General features: G+C 48.3%; 15 protein-coding genes. 5 read left to right on the plus strand and 10 right to left on the minus strand.

The window, feature by feature from the left end:
- Window position 1 precedes the first annotated feature (1 nt).
- The 9 genes from F566_RS0119140 to F566_RS0119175 form a co-directional block, all read right to left on the minus strand.
- Window positions 2-382, minus strand: coding sequence for a type III secretion system chaperone family protein (locus F566_RS0119140; RefSeq protein ID WP_020408637.1), 381 nt, complete (start codon window positions 380-382; stop codon window positions 2-4).
- Between the two features lie 46 nt (window positions 383-428).
- Window positions 429-1,565: a type III secretion system gatekeeper subunit SctW gene (sctW, locus tag F566_RS0119145; protein WP_020408638.1), complete on the minus strand. Its 1,137-nt coding sequence runs from the start codon at window positions 1,563-1,565 to the stop codon at window positions 429-431.
- A 174-nt stretch (window positions 1,566-1,739) separates the two neighbouring features.
- Window positions 1,740-2,843 carry a hypothetical protein gene (locus tag F566_RS0119150; RefSeq protein WP_020408639.1) on the minus strand — a complete coding sequence of 368 codons (1,104 nt, stop codon included), beginning with the start codon at window positions 2,841-2,843 and terminating at the stop codon, window positions 1,740-1,742.
- A gap of 58 nt (window positions 2,844-2,901) precedes the next feature.
- Window positions 2,902-3,060, minus strand: coding sequence for a hypothetical protein (locus F566_RS38370; protein WP_169334454.1), 159 nt, complete (start codon window positions 3,058-3,060; stop codon window positions 2,902-2,904).
- Window positions 3,060-3,929: a type III secretion system translocon subunit SseC family protein gene (sctE, locus tag F566_RS35645; protein WP_020408640.1), complete on the minus strand. Its 870-nt coding sequence runs from the start codon at window positions 3,927-3,929 to the stop codon at window positions 3,060-3,062. Before sctE ends, F566_RS38370 begins: the two co-directional genes overlap by 1 nt.
- Before the next feature lie 49 nt (window positions 3,930-3,978).
- Complete coding sequence (locus F566_RS0119160; RefSeq protein WP_020408641.1) at window positions 3,979-4,494, minus strand: SycD/LcrH family type III secretion system chaperone; 516 nt, start codon at window positions 4,492-4,494, stop codon at window positions 3,979-3,981.
- An 18-nt stretch (window positions 4,495-4,512) separates the two neighbouring features.
- Window positions 4,513-4,818: a hypothetical protein gene (locus tag F566_RS0119165; RefSeq protein WP_020408642.1), complete on the minus strand. Its 306-nt coding sequence runs from the start codon at window positions 4,816-4,818 to the stop codon at window positions 4,513-4,515.
- A 97-nt stretch (window positions 4,819-4,915) separates the two neighbouring features.
- Window positions 4,916-5,434 carry a hypothetical protein gene (locus F566_RS0119170; protein ID WP_020408643.1) on the minus strand — a complete coding sequence of 173 codons (519 nt, stop codon included), beginning with the start codon at window positions 5,432-5,434 and terminating at the stop codon, window positions 4,916-4,918.
- Between the two features lie 383 nt (window positions 5,435-5,817).
- Window positions 5,818-6,378 (minus strand): hypothetical protein, encoded by a 561-nt coding sequence (locus tag F566_RS0119175; RefSeq protein WP_020408644.1) that lies wholly within the window; start codon window positions 6,376-6,378, stop codon window positions 5,818-5,820.
- 395 nt (window positions 6,379-6,773) lie between these two features.
- Here F566_RS0119175 and F566_RS0119180 point away from each other — a divergent pair, with 395 nt between their 5' ends.
- The gene (locus F566_RS0119180) at window positions 6,774-9,515 is read left to right on the plus strand and encodes a LuxR C-terminal-related transcriptional regulator (protein WP_020408645.1); all 2,742 of its coding nucleotides are present in this window, start codon (window positions 6,774-6,776) and stop codon (window positions 9,513-9,515) included.
- Window positions 9,516-9,571: 56 nt separating this feature from the next.
- Window positions 9,572-9,979, plus strand: a complete 408-nt coding sequence (locus tag F566_RS0119185) for a CesT family type III secretion system chaperone (protein ID WP_020408646.1) — start codon at window positions 9,572-9,574, stop codon at window positions 9,977-9,979.
- A 126-nt stretch (window positions 9,980-10,105) separates the two neighbouring features.
- On the opposite strand, the gene F566_RS0119190 is transcribed toward F566_RS0119185, so the two are convergent.
- Window positions 10,106-10,771 (minus strand): hypothetical protein, encoded by a 666-nt coding sequence (locus F566_RS0119190; RefSeq protein ID WP_157496911.1) that lies wholly within the window; start codon window positions 10,769-10,771, stop codon window positions 10,106-10,108.
- Window positions 10,772-10,980: 209 nt separating this feature from the next.
- On the opposite strand from F566_RS0119190, the gene F566_RS0119195 reads away from it, so the two are divergent.
- From F566_RS0119195 to F566_RS0119205, 3 genes are read left to right on the plus strand one after another with little or no spacing between them, the layout of a single operon-like run.
- Window positions 10,981-11,595, plus strand: coding sequence for an aspartyl/asparaginyl beta-hydroxylase domain-containing protein (locus F566_RS0119195; protein WP_020408648.1), 615 nt, complete (start codon window positions 10,981-10,983; stop codon window positions 11,593-11,595).
- Entirely contained in the window at window positions 11,567-13,681 is a 2,115-nt protein-coding gene (locus tag F566_RS35650) for a phytanoyl-CoA dioxygenase family protein (protein WP_020408649.1), read from the plus strand. Before F566_RS0119195 ends, F566_RS35650 begins: the two co-directional genes overlap by 29 nt.
- Window positions 13,681-14,847, plus strand: coding sequence for a hypothetical protein (locus F566_RS0119205; protein WP_020408650.1), 1,167 nt, complete (start codon window positions 13,681-13,683; stop codon window positions 14,845-14,847). The genes F566_RS35650 and F566_RS0119205 overlap by 1 nt, the downstream gene beginning before the upstream one ends.
- The last annotated feature ends 16 nt before the right edge of the window (window positions 14,848-14,863 follow it).

Consider the following 14,863-nt stretch of genomic DNA (forward strand, 5'->3'; position numbering starts at 1 on the left):
GTTACCTGTCCGCTAACTGATCATGAAGAAAACCCAGCAGATCCAGTGCCGCCGTCAGACCGGAAATCGTGAGCTGTTTGGGAGAGAGCGTGGTTACAAAGGCCAAATGGCTGCTTCCTTTCAGTCCGGTTTGAACGGTGAAAGGTAGCTGTTGGTCTGAGTGTACTAATCGCAATGCCTTCGGAACCAGATCGGGAATGTCGAATTCGTTTATCTGATGGAGTCGGGCAAGCAAGAGACCGTTGTTTGTCGGCTCAATCTGGAGTGATCCTGAGTGTTCGAAAGATAAATTCAGAGGCGTTCCTTGCCAGGAGAAGTTTTCGAATCCCAGTTGACTCAGAAATTCAGTCATGGTGTCGGTAATGGCAGAATCTTGCATCATGATCAGATTATCCTTTTATGTCGATGGTCGGCTTGTTGGTCAGCATTCAATCGAGTTCTTCCTCTTTCTCGATAGCATTATCCAGGCAATCCTGAATGGCGGTGATCAGTCTTTCCCGCTCAAAAGGATCGTTATACGCCTTGAGCGGAATCAAGCGAGCCAGTTCCTTAAACCCCCGCCAAAAGTAGATATCCATATCGAGAGGCACCTTGAGTGCTTTGGTGATGGATCTCAGTTGGTCCACGCTGAGCCACTTTTTTTCGAGCAAGACGAGCAGTTGCTCCATCAACTCATATTTGTTGGGAGCTGTGTGAGAGTGGTAGATTCTCTCTAACTGAAGCAGGAATTCTGTGCATTCGTCATCGAGGCTTTCCAATGCCTGTAATTTATACAGGTCTTCTATGATCATCTTTAAGCGTTCTTTGGGGAGAGAGGGGCCTTCTGCAGCCAGGTCTGCACCCAGGGCGGATATCAGGTATGAAAGCGAATCGGAAAACCGTTCCGGGCCATACTGGGCCAGGATTTTCTGAAAAGTGCCTGTGAGGCTCCCATAGTCCAATACAGCATCTCTATAGAGTTCTCTCAGGCGATTAACGGTTCCAATCTGGCTCTCGGAATAAAGGGATGCAACCTCGGCGACATTCAGACCGGCCTGAATTGCGGAGCCGTTTTCCGCCATGAGTTCATCCAGGGCAATCTCCACCTCTGACAGGAGACTGTCGATGCCCTTGGAAGCACCGGCTTTTTGTTTGCGGCGAAGTTGATCACGAACGAAAGCCAGCGCCATGAATTGCTGGGAGATATCACTGAACTGGTGACTCACTAGCTGACGAATTTGACTCCGGGTGCTTTTCGGTTGATTCAGCAACAGGTCAAAGAACGGTTTTAACTGTTTCTCCTTATCCAGGTCTTTCGTTTTTTCCAGGTAGGCTATTGCCTTCTCCAGAGCCTGAGTTCTGTAGAGTGAGCGGTCACTGATTTTGCGCTTGTTGAGATCGGTCTCTTTTTTTTCTGAACGCAGGAAAGACATCTCTTCAGCTGCGGAGGCAAATAGAGACTTGTCGTTTCCGGATAGACTGATTCCCTCGCCACGCCACTGACCGTTGGCTGCCTGAGAATGTGTGACCTGTGTATAGTGACTTCGGTCCGATTGAAATGTAATGCCACCTGGGACGTTAGACATGGGAAACCTATCTGAAAAGCAACCTTAACGCTTGGATTGTTCAAGTTGCTGTCAGTGTTATTCTTCGGAGAGTACAGCGATATAGATCGGTGGATATAAACAGAGGAAGAAACACATCGCAGAGGAAAAAAGCCGGAATATTTTCCGGCTTGGTGGCCTCGCATTGACGGAGAGTCAGGCCATGATTTTGCTGTTCACCTGGGCTTGGGAGTTGATGAATTGATCCAGAAAGTCCTGAATGGCTTTGGCTCCCTCGCTGGCCGAACGAACAAACTCTGTTTCACTTTTCACGTCAGCCTGAGCTTTTGTTGCCTCAGCTTCCTGTTCCTGACTCTGTGCCCGGTCAAGTTCAGCGGTGAAGGTAACCGGCGCGGATACCAGAGTGCCCATTCCGGTAAAGAACTGACTGACCACCATTCCCATATTGCTGTAATTCTGGCTCTGACCCAGAAGCATCTGTCGTTGTTCCTGGGCAGACATATTCTGGTTTCCATTGGTTGGTGCATCTGCCTGATCTTTCGACTTGCTGCCGTTTGCTGTCTGTGGGTTTTCTGCAGAAGTACCAGAGGCCGGTTTCGTCTGTGTGTCCGGTGCATCGGTATCTGTGTTCGTGTTGGATTTCTCCGGAACAGGTTTTCCAGAGGTCGAAGCGGCTGGCGGTGTTGACCCGTTTGCGGTTTGGCCGGTTTTTTTCATCGAAGCAGGTGCATCCAGATCAAGCGACTTTTGAGATAACAGGGTATCCGGTTTAGTCTGGCCGAGTTTGGGCGTTGTCACATCAAGATTCATGGCCTTGTGGGTTTGCTTCATGGCGCTATACCCGGCTTTCATGCCGATAACTCCACCGACAACCCCCATTGCACCGTTGACCATGGAAGCTGCCAGGTCTTTCCTCGCGGCGCTTTTGATTTCCTCTGCCTTTGCTTCCAATGCTGTCCATTGAGAAAGATAGGCATCCTGTTTTGACTCAGCAGCCTGTCGGCGCATTTCAAGGAACAGCTTGTGAATGGCCTCCATGATTTTGAACACATCTGCCCCGTGGTTGGTGCCGGTCAGCTTAGTGCTGAGTTCAGGAGCATTGAAGCCTGCATTGTCTGAGGGGGGAGTCAGAACCCGTACATTGCTCCCTGATGCAGCGTCAGGACCTGACTGCCTGGAGGAAGTTAATGCAGGGAAGGCGTCTGTTTGTCGCTGTGTGGGAGTAATAGAGTCTGAACCTGACTGGATTTGATTCGACCGAATCATATTCGGGTCAACATTGAGGTTAACGGGATTCATATTTGGTTTCCTTCGTGATTGGAATTTTAGTGATTGAAGTCATTCCTTTCGGAGCAGATCAGGCCATATCTCTGATTAGCTGTTGATTGGTCTGCTGTTCCTGATTGATGTAATTGACCATTTGACTTAGCGTACTTTCGCTGTTCTGCGTCAATGTTTTGATATGCTCTATGGCTTCTTCGATACGGGCCCGGTTTTGAACAATTTCCTTGCGTATTAACGCTTCTTCTGCGCGGGCGTCCTCTGCATCTTTTTTTTATGCGCAGCGGCGTCCATGCCGGCTGTGGCACCGCCCACTTGAGATCCACTTGAGACGAATAGAGCTGCATTTCTTGCCTGGTGAAGTGTGGGAGACTCTTTGATGGCGTTGGCCATCTTTCCGAAAGTTGTTGTCGCGGTGGAAGCAGCCTTGCCTGCGGAAGACGAAACTGTTGCCATATAACCGGCGCCGGCCGTACCGACAATAATGATGGCGGTGACAATGACTGACGCAACAATAGTGTTTGCCGGTTCATCCATGACTTTCGACAGCCCTTTGGCGATGGCGTTGGTCAGTTCAGATACGGCACTTTTTCCGGTAGCCATACCGACCATTTGATCGACGGCAAGTGCCATCATGATACCTCCGGCAATGGCGCCTGCGCCTGTTGCAATCATCGCTGCACCCGCAATAAGGGTTGCCGCTGCTGCGATCCAGCCGAAGATTTTCCCGAACAGGCCGGATTTTTTTGCTTTCTCCATTTCCTCAACGGACTTCTGGATTGCTTCTTGTACTTCCTTGTGGCGCTCCTTGTTGTCCTGGGCGAGAATCATGGCATCCTCTTTCCCTTTCTTAATGCCTTCTTCATCCATTTTCACTTGCAGGCTTTGCAGCATCAGCATCAGGTCAACGCTGGAATCCGGTGCCTCCAATGTCACCAGAGCATTGTGGCTGCCAGTATTGGTATTTCCGGTTGAAGGTAATGGGGTTACGGAATTGTCAGAACGGGAAGAGGATTTTGTCCCCTGGAATTCTGCCTGAAGTAAGTTAAAAATAGATAGTTCACCAGCCAGGCTGTCTGGCTGGTAGGTTCCAATGGTATTCATGGGTTATCTCCCTTTCATTTTTTGGGCTGTTACGTTTGTACTGCTACATCTATTGATTACTGCTACTTGGGTTGGTGCTCTTATGCTGAATGGTCTTGAGTAATTCCTGTGCTTTGTTGAAGGTGGCCTGATGTTGAGGTTTTCCCTGTGACCAGTGAATCGCCGCCGTCAGTCCGTTCTCCGCTTGTCTTGGATCGTTCAGGGCCAGGTAGCATATAGCTGCCTGCAAAGGGGGGATGGGATTGTCATGCTGAAGCAAGGCTGTATAGGAGTAAGCCTCAATAGCTTCCGCATATTTTCCGAGGGCTTCACGGCAGGCGCCGATGCCAATCCAGAAACGGACATCGAGATGGCTGTAAAGACACAGAAAAGCGAAGATCTTTTCGGCCTGCTCGAACTTGCGTTGCTGATAAAGGTTGTAGCTGACGGTATAGATCGCTTCGATTTCTTGCTGAGTTAGCCCTTTGATGGAAGCCAGACTACTGCCATTTTCCAGAACCTGTTGGAGCAGATTGCCAATGGAATGGGGATTTGATTGTGGGCCTGGCGCTGGTTGGTGAGTCACGGTTGAGTCCTCCTAGGATTAAATGCGGTTGAACAGCCCTATACGGATGCCCGTTCTTTTTCTTTTCGCCGGCAGAGAGCCGCTGTGGTTAAGCTCCATTTCCAGCCTGTGTCGCCAATCTCTTTCCAGTTTCTCGAGTTTGATCTGATCTGATTCAGACAGGCTCTTCCTGTTCTCGCTGAGCATAGGGCTCAATGTTTCTCTGGATAAGCCCAGTCTGGCCAGCAACGCATCGGTTTCTGAAAAGGAAGCCGTTACGGCGGCTTCCAGTCTTTCCATTTCCTCAATCAACTGGAGAGATAATGATTCGGGTGAGGTATTCATGTTGTCCTCCTGAATGTCACCATGCTCTTTTCTTGACCGTTAAAACCGGTTATCGACAGAAGCCCGATCGGTGATCAGGCTTGCCAGGGTGGATTCCCTAGAACTTGCCGATAATGCCCTGGTTGGTCTGGTGAATATTGCTGTTGGTGTTGGAAGGCAGGGTGAGTGATTCATCCCGCTTCTTCATCAGCGAGCTGATACGGATCATTTCCAACTGGCTACGGCTGTTCAGGCCGTCAATGAAGGCTTTCAGATTCTCGATGGTAGTTTCCCACTCTTCGGTGCTCTGCTTGAAGTCGCTATTGCTATCGCCTTTGCCCTTGCCCTGTTGGATATCATGATCTTTCATGAACTCCTTAAGCTCGGAAGGCATTTGACTTTCGCCATCGCCTTCCAGTTTCCCTTTTTCAACTCTGGCAATAGACAGCAAGGCATTGGCTTCTTTCAGAAGACTGTTCAAGGCCGCCATACTTTGCAGTTCAGCTGCCAGTTGTTGTTCAAGGTTATTGGCCCGTTCGATCTCGAGCAGCATAATCAGTTCAGCCAGGCTCATGACCTGATTGTTGATTTGAAACTTGTCTCCGCCCAGGGAGGTAATACCGCCAATATTTTCCATGTCTATCCTCATTCGATTTTTGAATCACAGCCTGTCTTGACCAGGCATATACCGGGTTAACTGTTTGCTATCGGAAAGGCCTGATAGCTGACATGAGCAGTATTTTTGAAAGCCGTAGGGGAGGACATATATCGACCGGCTGATTTTTCTGGAATGACATCAGCCGCACTTGGTTTTATTGGGAAGGAGTTTGTGGAGAAATAGAAAAGTGAAAAGACGTGGTCTAGCCAGAGACCAGGCCGGGCGCAGTCGCACTGATGTTTCTCTTAGAGACTTCTGAAATACCAGACACTGCCAGTAGTTCCGCGCTGGGAGTGTCCGGTTTATGTTGCCGATTAATAATTTTATATTTGACCGGCATAATTAAATTGTAATGAGGTGCTTTAGACTTTGCCGATGATACCCTGATTGGTCTGATGAATATTGCTGTTGGTACTGGAGGGCAGGGTCAGGGACTCGTCTCGTTTTTTCATCAGTGAGCTGATTCGGATCATCTCCAACTGACTACGACTGTTCAGCCCGTCAATAAAGGCTTTCAGGTTTTCGATCGTCGTTTCCCACTCTTCGGTATTGTGCCGGAAGTCATAACCCTCATTATCAAGCCGAAGTCCGTGGTTTTCGCCTTTGTGGTCTTTGTCCCATTTGCTAAGGCCTTGCTGTACGTCATGTTTCTCCATGAAATCAATCATTTCAGGAGGCATGTCGCTGTTTCCACTGCCTTCCAGTTTCCCTTTTTCGGTTCTTGCAATGGATAGCATGGCATTAGCCTCCTTCAAGAGACTGTTCAACGCCGCCATGCTTTGCAGTTCACTTGCCAGTTGCTCTTCGAGGTTGTTGGCCCGCTCGATCTCTAACAGCATGATGAGTTCAGCCAGGCTCATAACCTGATTGTTTATTTGAAACTTGTCTCCTCCCAGGGAGGTAATTCCGCCTAAGTTTTCCATGTTTATCCTCTTTCAGTTCTGATGATCGTCAGCCATGACTGTGTCAGGCAAACGTTGATTTAGGTGTGCCCGCTGCCAAGTGTGACTGACAGCGGGCGTTATCAGTATTTTTTAAGGAGGAGGATAAGAAAATAAATCCATCGGCCGATTCTGGCGATGCGATTGTGAATAATGCGGGACTTCAGCCTTGTTGAGCGCTAAATATGTGGGTCATCTCTTTTTGCCGGATTAATTTGAGCTTGACTGTAACTTTTCCTGTTTAGGTGTCGTAAATGGGAAGAAGGCTGACAAATATCCCAAAAACCCTAATCCAATTAGGTTAGGTTGCCTTCGACAATATTAATAATAGAACCATCATACCGATAACAATCAGAGTGACATTAGCAGGCTATAAAATGGATAAAGAACTGTTTTTTAAAGGAAAGCTTTCCGTTCCCCTATCATCTCCTGTAGTTGTATCGCGAAACCGGCTGAACCACTTGCTGGATAAATCCCGTGATTTTCAGTTTCACTGTCTTACTGCACCGGCTGGATTTGGTAAAACGACACTAATGTTAGATTGGACCGGCAAGGAGCAGATGAGTTCGGTTTGGTTTACCGTTGAGCAAAGTGATAACCGACCATTCCGTTTTTGGAACGGATTGCTGATGGCTTTCGCAAATGCCGGATACCATGATCCTTCCAATAAGGAGCCGGGGGCATATCACATTGAGGATAGTGGAAGTGAGCCCTGGCTTAGTCAATTCGTTAATGTGGTGGAGGAGTTCGACTCACGAAGTGAATCGTTGAATTTGATACTGGATGATCTGCATTTTCTGGAGGATGCAGAAGTGCTGACTTCTTTGGCTCGTGTGTTTCGTTTTCTGCTGGCCAATATTCATCTTTATCTGATTTCGAGAGAACGATTGCCGAATCAGTTGCTCGCATCCATGCCTCTGGATGGATGCTTGCACCTGGAAGCCGATGAACTGGCTTTTTCCCTGGAAGAAGCCAGAGACTATGTGAAGTTAATGCAGTCCAATGGCTCTTTAATAAAATACTCATCGCCGGGCGTATTAGGCGTTAATTCTCATATCACTGGAATTTGGCAGCAGGTGGAAGGCTGGCCGATATTCTTTTGTGCCATGGTACATCGAAGTCTGCATCAACGCTTTAATTGCTTTCAGATGGAAGCGGCATTCTCGATCACTGAGTATACCGATTATATTGAGGGTCAGATATTACAGTCTCTATCGCCCTGCGTACTGGATATACTCCGGCCGCTGGCAACAGTGAGTCGATTTTCCCCGGAACTGGTCTCCCTGTGTCTGTTTCCAGGTCAATCGTCTTCAAGCCTTTATAAACTGGCTCATCAGACAGGATTGATCATCCGGGAATCAGGATCGCTCTGTGAGTACCGGATACGTCAGCCGTTGAGGGATTACCTTAAAATCCGGGATGACTGGCAGAAAACGGATGTGGGACAGACATCGTTTGAGAAGGCATTTAGGTGGTTTCTATCCCACAATTGTGGCTATGAAGCTGTTACCCTTTGTGTTGAAAACAGTTACTGGCTATCAGCGGTTCACCTGATAGAGAAGCTCTATGACACCATTGCAGAAACAGGTTATTGGGATGAAATCGGGCAATGGTTTGAGAAAATTCCCGGTCATATAGTGGCGCAGCGGCCTCTTCTATTGATGTTGCTGGGACTAAAAGCACTGTATGAAAATATACCCGGGACGGCCATCAGCTACTTGAATCAGGCTCATGATCTGTTGTCTTCTGGAGCCAGAGTCGATCATCCAGATAACATCTATGATGACATTAAAAAAGCCGGACTATTGCAGGAAATATCTGCTCTGATTGATTCTACTAAAGCGCTGTACTCTCTTGGCCTGTCATATTCGCCACGTTTGGCGCCCCTTTTAGATGCTGAATGTGGCTCAGAGCTCACTTCTGGCAAGCATCTTTCCTCTCATCATGGTTCCATACTGGTGGCCTATCAGGTTGGATTGAAAATGCTGTATGGCAACCAGTTCAATGAGGCAAAGCTCTATTTCAATCAAGTTGTGGAAGAGGCGCTGCCAGATTACCCCGGTATTCTGCTCCAGGCGATCGTGTCATTGGGATGGACTCACTATTTGACTGGAGAAGTTGAAGCCTGGAATACCCGACTCATTTCTTTACACGACCGAATCCTGGCAACAGGAAAAGTTAATCTGTTGTCTGCATGGCTTAACTATACTGCGGTCTTTGGCCATCTCGAAAATGGTTCAACCACCCAAGCATCCCAATGCCTGAAGGATGCTCTTGTACTTCAGGGGGAATGTATTCCCGTGGATATGCGTTTCAATCTGCTGGTGGCTCAAATTAAGCTAGCTATTCGGAATGAAGAATGGGACGTCGCCGGTGAGGTTGTGACAGAGGCAGAAGTTTTAATGCAAAAAGTACCGCTGGCTACCCAAAAGGTGTTGTATTCCCTGCCGGCATTAAAAGCTGCATTGTTGTTGGCAAAGAGCCGTAGAGAGGAGGCCTTGCACCTGCTTCAGACATGGGGAGGAAAATACGATGAAGACTGTTTTGCCAGTCAACATGAAGCATTAGTCAGGAGTGACATTCTACTGGCCCTTGATCGTCCCCAGGAAGGCTTGGAGTGTGCGACAAAAGTTAAGGAATGGTCTGAAAACAACCGTGTCACTTTATTGCTCGTTCGCTCCCTGGTCTCGCAGTCGCTGGCGTTCCAAAAAATGAACCGGGAAGACAAAGCACTGCATGTATTTCATGATGCGCTCTATGTTGGTCGCCTGAATGGAAGTGTTCATTCTCTGACCAAGAGAGATGTTCCTGAAATGAAGCAACTATTGAAGGCTGCCAAGAACAAGGGGCGCTATCCTGCATACATCAACAGGCTGACAGATCATTGTGGTGGTGAAATTGTCTTGGACAGTGATGAAAGCGTTAACCTGTCTACCTTAAGCAAACGTGAAAAGCAGGTGCTCGATCTTCTGGTAACAGGTATGTCCAACCCGGAAATTGCAAACACGTTGTGCCGCTCACTTGGGACGGTAAAAATACACGTCCATAACATCTACCGTAAGCTTGGTGCTGCCAACCGGGTTGCTGCCATAAACAAATATATCGGTGCTACAGTCTGACTAACGATGTTATGAAGAAACCGGTGATGGATAATTAACGGATTAAGGGAAAAATCATGCAACACTATAATATTTTTGAAAGCCTGTTGTTTCGCTTCTGCCAACAGCACCAGGTGGCGATGATACAGCCTGATGCCAATCTCTGTTATGTGCTTTATGTCGACAATATTGAAGTGCACTGTTTTTCGAATGCCGGCAATATTTACCTGCAGGTTGAATTGATGGAAGCACCATTGTCTCCAGTAGCACTGACACAGGTTTATCAGCATCTCATGCAGCAATCATTGCTGGATACCATCCATGCAACTAGTGTTCTATCGCTGAACGAGCGAGGGCGGGCAACACTTTTCCAGCGGCTGGTGATGGAAGACTGTCAACTTCATGATTTTGAGGCTGCTATGGCCTTATTGGCCAATCAGGTGGAGATTTATTCGGATATTCTTGAAAATCATACAAGCCAATAAGAGGTTTGAATTCTGGTGAATCAGTGACGGCATACTGAACTGTTACCGCAATAGGGGCGTTACTCTCAGGCAGTGTTGGGAGAGCCCCTTTTTGATTCACGCAATTGTTTCAGAAATGGAATGATTTTATTCAAGGTTAGACAAGTTTTCGGAAATCTTGTTGAGCAGGTGTTCGTGACGGTCATTGATATATAGATAAAGGGGCATCTTGAATATTTCGGTGACCCGGAACGATTCGTCAAAGTTCTCGTAATTGGTGACTGGGGTTTCCGGTGAGCCCGTGACGATGGCGACATCCAGAGATTTGTGTCTGAGCAGTTGATAAAGGCTTGGTAGTTCGGCATGAATGCTGGCTTCAGGGAACAGGCTTTCCAATATCAGAACACTTTTATGTAGACCGACACGATAGTCCCGAAGAGATTTGATATCGTCGGTGATCAGATGCTCCTGCGCAAAAACGGCATAGAAGTGAGCCTGGACAATGGGCGTGCCAACTCTAATCAAATGATCTGTCAGATCTGGTGCGAGATAATGCAGTTCGGCCACTCGCATTAGTTCAGCATCCCCCTCGGAGTTGGCCATGGCCAGACTTCGGCGATAGGGCGCGACATTCAATACTGGCATAAGTCCCAGTGGTCTTAGCGCCTTTTCCAGACGGACAAATGCTTCTCGGGCTGTATCGGTATCAAAAGAGCTGAACACTTGAAATGGAATTAGTGAAGGCTCGTCCGAAGGGGCGCCCAGCGCCATGGTCGCATTCAGCAGCATGACAAGGAGAAACTGACAACTCATAAATTTTATGCAGGTCATCTTGGAATACGGCCGTAAAAGTCACACTTCCTTACCCGTATGTTGACGCACTGGCGCCAGTGTCCTAGTCAATTTTTTTGAGGGGCTCTAATAAAGATTAGATTTCAGTCGTCGAAATGTGAAGCAAATCGACCAGAATGTACTACAAATAATATAAAGCAGTCATCGTTAACCGCTTCTGAGGGGACAGGATGTTGTTCGCCCGATTGGACTTTCAGGTGCCATTGGAAGACCTGAAAAAGGACGTTGATAGTTTACAGGACGCTGAGTGGATACCTCACGTCAATCAGAAAGATTATCAGGGGAGCTGGGATGTCCTGCCTCTGCGATGTCTGGCTGAGCATGAAAACTCCCACCCAATCATGCAGGGATTTGCCATACAAACCGGCGATGAGTGGGTGAACCTGCCTCTGTTGAAGAAACTCCCTTCAATTCATCGGGTACTGAATTACCTTCAGTGCCCTGTTAAATCAATGCGCCTGATGCGTTTGCATGCCGCTGCCGAAATCAAACCGCATCGCGATCTTGGGCTTTCTGCCAAGTACGGCGAAGCTCGTCTTCATATCCCTATTGAAAGCAACGAATTACTGGAGTTTAGGATCAATGATGAACTTGTTCCGATGCAGGAGGGCGAACTTTGGTATCTGAACGTGGATCAGACTCATCAGGTCCTCAACAAGGGGAGTCGTGAACGGATCAATCTGGTCATTGATTGTGTGGCTAATGATTGGTTGAAGCAAAAAATTCAGGAGTCATCGCTTTGCGGAAGGGATCATCATGACAACCAATACCTATCAGCCATCTGACAATCCGATTGCGTCCGCCATTGAAGCAACATCATTATCAGAACTCCCTGAACCTGCCATTGTCCGGCATACCCAGCCACTCATAGAGAACCCTCCTGATGCTGGGTTTGCCAAACCCCATGTGGATGCATTGGCCAGCATACTGGGAGACATCACTGGCATATCTGCCCATGACGATTTGGGAAACTCTCTAGGAATGAACTTGAAATCAGGGGTGGCTCTGTCGCCGGTGCAGGCGGCCAAGTGCCTGACCGAACTGATGCGCACACACTCGTTTATTCATGCCGTGGCCAGAGCTGTAAAGGATCTGCTTGAGCGAAAAGGCCAAGTCGAAATCGTTTATGCGGGAACCGGTCCCTACGGTCTGTTGCTGCTACCTCTTCTCGCGTGCCTCAAAGATTCGCGTATCCGGGCAACACTGATTGATATACATGAGGAAAATGTCCAGGCGGTCAGAGCCGTCGTGAGTACCTTGGGCATTGGCCCGAATATCCGTTCAATAGAACTGGAGGATGCGACCTGTTGGATTCCACCATCAGGTCGCAAGTTCGATATCATTCTGTCGGAAACGATGAACTGGATGCTGAATAACGAGCCGCAGGTGATGATATTCAGCCATCTTGTGCAGTATCTTCGGGATGAACACAGCACCTTGATTCCCCAGCGAGTGGTCATGGATGCCTGCTTGTACAATCCAGTTGAATCAAATCAGTTCAAAACGGGCAAGAGGGCGGTCCCCCCAGAGGAGACAAAGCTGGCATTGATAGGTAGTCTGGATCGTGACGCGGCGATTGCCATCGCTAATGGAAATCGCACTCTGTTGAATGCCCGGATTGTCATCCCGGAAACCTTGCCCACCGGCCAAACCTCTCTGAAGTTTCGTACTGAAATCCAGATCTATCAGGATCTGTGGCTTAGAGATGGTCAATGTAGCCTGAATACCCCTATGTGTTTTGACGAGACAAAGTTTCTTGCGGGAGACCGGATTGCTCTGACCTATGTTTTTGGGGAATGCATTGGAGTGACACCGGGCTACGACATCAGATTTCCGGTCAGAAAAAAACGAGTGGAGGAACCTGTATCGGATCTTGAGGTCGGCCAGCTGGGGATTCGCCAACTGAAGCGCATGTGGCATAGGTTGCGGTTACAACGGGATGGGCGACTCAAACCAGGTAATAACGATCATGACTGGAATAAAGATCTGATGTTGCTCGATTTACTGCATCTGGGGCTTGAACAATCGATCCAGTATATATTTCAGGAGGCGCGCACATTCAGCCAGTTCGAACAGTGGGTTCTGGAAAAAAACGGTGGTGAAATCAGTCCTGGTAGAGTGAAAGAAATTAATGCAGCGATTTCCGGTAATGGGCCAGGTAATAGGGCACGCAGTTCCTCTGCGCGCTGGAAGAGGCGTTGTCTAAGTGAGGGGCAATACAAGTTCTGGCAGGATAACGGTTACCTGGTAATCGAGGATGTTTTGGAGCAGGAACATTGCCGGAAATCAGTCGAAGTGATTTACGATTACCTGGAAAAAAGCCCGGATGATCCGAAATCCTGGTATCAGGCACACCCTTCACAACAGAATGTGATGGTGCAGTTGTTTCAGAATCCTGTTCTGGAAGCCAACCGACAATCGCGCAAGGCTCAGCAGGTCTTCTTCGATTTATGGCAAACGGACAGGCTAAGATACTCAGCAGATCGCGTCGGTTTTAATCCGCCGGAATCAGATGCTTACAGGTTTTCCGGAACGCGGCTGCACTGGGATTTGAATTTTTCTCAGCCATTAAGGTTTCAAACTCAGGGGCTGTTCTATCTTGCCGATGTCACCGAAAACCAAGGCGCATTCAAATGTGTTCCGGGATTTCACCATCGGCTGGCGGAGTGGTTGCAGGAACTTCCCCCAGGAACAGACCCCAATCAACAGGATCTTTCTTTCCTGCCGGTAAAGCATGTCGCTGCGCCGGCAGGGTCATTGATTGTCTGGCATTGGTTTCTCCCTCATGGGGGCAGTCCAAACACGGCCGATTCTCCTCGAATTGTGCAGTACTTTAATATGTTGCCGCTGGATGACCGAGGGGTATCGTAGTGGATTGTCATGACGCCCACAGTGTGCGAAATATTCTTGAAAAGCTGGTAGCAGCCCCGGAATGTTTACTGACCTATAGGTTGGTCAGAAATCCTTATGAGCTGATGGAGCTGCTAAGTGATAGGTTTGGCCTGGATGGTGTCTCTTCCAGTTCCCTGTTGCAGTTGATTCAGCAGGAAAAAGGGGTGGCAATAGAGCCACCGTTGCCGACACTGCTGAAATTCTGGCGTCCTGCAGCCTATTCCATTCCGCACGGTAAAGTTCAGTGGCGACTTGTCGGCGAGGATCTGCCTTTTGCACCCTTCTATGATGACCAGATTCTTCATTCGACCTGTCAATCTCTGCTGGCCACGTTGCTGAAGCCCTGTACCAGACTCGACTATTTGTTGAGACAAAGCGCCTCAGTGGATGTGAGACCACCAAAAGGATTTATCTTTCATTTGTCTCGCTGTGGTTCAACCCTGTTGGCGAACGCAATGGCTGCGACCGGGAACTTTACTGTCGTATCTGAGGCATCCTATTTGCGAGATCTGCTACTTGATCCACATCTCTCTGAAGACGATAAGGTCCAAGGGCTCAGGACTCTGTTGTCCTGTCATGGTCCAGATGCCATCGTCAAACTCAACGCCTGGGATATCTGTTTTTTTCCGTTGATAAAGCAGGCTTTCCCATCTTCGAGGATGGTATTTCAGATAAGGGCTCCCGAATGTATCCTCGCTTCCCACCACCGTCAGGCTGGTATTCATATGGTGCCGGGGTATCGGGTGGCAGAGCAGATCGGGGTTGAGTTTCGGTCATCGCTGCCGGACTATCAGGCAAGGGTTTTGATCTCCCTGATGAAAATGATGTTGTCATATCGTTCTGCCGTGATACCGGGAGATTTGTTAATGCTGGACTATCGTCAGCTTAACCTTGATGCCATATTGGAAATTGCGGCGTTTTTTGGTTGCCGGGTCAGCCGACAACAAAAGATGTCAGTCATTGCGATGATGAAACGTGACGCCAAAGACCTTTCAAAGAACTACTCTGCAGTGACTAAGCATCATGCGTCTGCTGCAGATTGCGCTTCAGATGGCGTTGAAAAATCTGTGCGAGAGCAGCTCAATGCCCTGTATCGCAGATGTTTATCAAATGTCTCAGAGGTACCCGAGGCAGCTTCACATTGAGAACAAAAAAGGAGTG

Origin of the sequence: Hahella ganghwensis DSM 17046 (assembly GCF_000376785.1) — a bacterium.
GTDB lineage: Bacteria > Pseudomonadota > Gammaproteobacteria > Pseudomonadales > Oleiphilaceae > Hahella > Hahella ganghwensis.

What these genes read in the sequence shown, in the direction of transcription:
- F566_RS0119140 (WP_020408637.1), bottom strand. Translation starts at nt 382, where the DNA reads ATGATGCAAGATTCTGCCATTACCGACACCATGACTGAATTTCTGAGT.
- sctW (WP_020408638.1), bottom strand. Translation starts at nt 1,565, where the DNA reads ATGTCTAACGTCCCAGGTGGCATTACATTTCAATCGGACCGAAGTCAC.
- F566_RS0119150 (WP_020408639.1), bottom strand. Translation starts at nt 2,843, where the DNA reads ATGAATCCCGTTAACCTCAATGTTGACCCGAATATGATTCGGTCGAAT.
- sctE (WP_020408640.1), bottom strand. Translation starts at nt 3,929, where the DNA reads ATGAATACCATTGGAACCTACCAGCCAGACAGCCTGGCTGGTGAACTA.
- F566_RS0119165 (WP_020408642.1), bottom strand. Translation starts at nt 4,818, where the DNA reads ATGAATACCTCACCCGAATCATTATCTCTCCAGTTGATTGAGGAAATG.
- F566_RS0119170 (WP_020408643.1), bottom strand. Translation starts at nt 5,434, where the DNA reads ATGGAAAATATTGGCGGTATTACCTCCCTGGGCGGAGACAAGTTTCAA.
- F566_RS0119175 (WP_020408644.1), bottom strand. Translation starts at nt 6,378, where the DNA reads ATGGAAAACTTAGGCGGAATTACCTCCCTGGGAGGAGACAAGTTTCAA.
- F566_RS0119180 (WP_020408645.1), top strand. Translation starts at nt 6,774, where the DNA reads ATGGATAAAGAACTGTTTTTTAAAGGAAAGCTTTCCGTTCCCCTATCA.
- F566_RS0119185 (WP_020408646.1), top strand. Translation starts at nt 9,572, where the DNA reads ATGCAACACTATAATATTTTTGAAAGCCTGTTGTTTCGCTTCTGCCAA.
- F566_RS0119190 (WP_157496911.1), bottom strand. Translation starts at nt 10,771, where the DNA reads ATGAGTTGTCAGTTTCTCCTTGTCATGCTGCTGAATGCGACCATGGCG.
- F566_RS0119195 (WP_020408648.1), top strand. Translation starts at nt 10,981, where the DNA reads ATGTTGTTCGCCCGATTGGACTTTCAGGTGCCATTGGAAGACCTGAAA.
- F566_RS35650 (WP_020408649.1), top strand. Translation starts at nt 11,567, where the DNA reads ATGACAACCAATACCTATCAGCCATCTGACAATCCGATTGCGTCCGCC.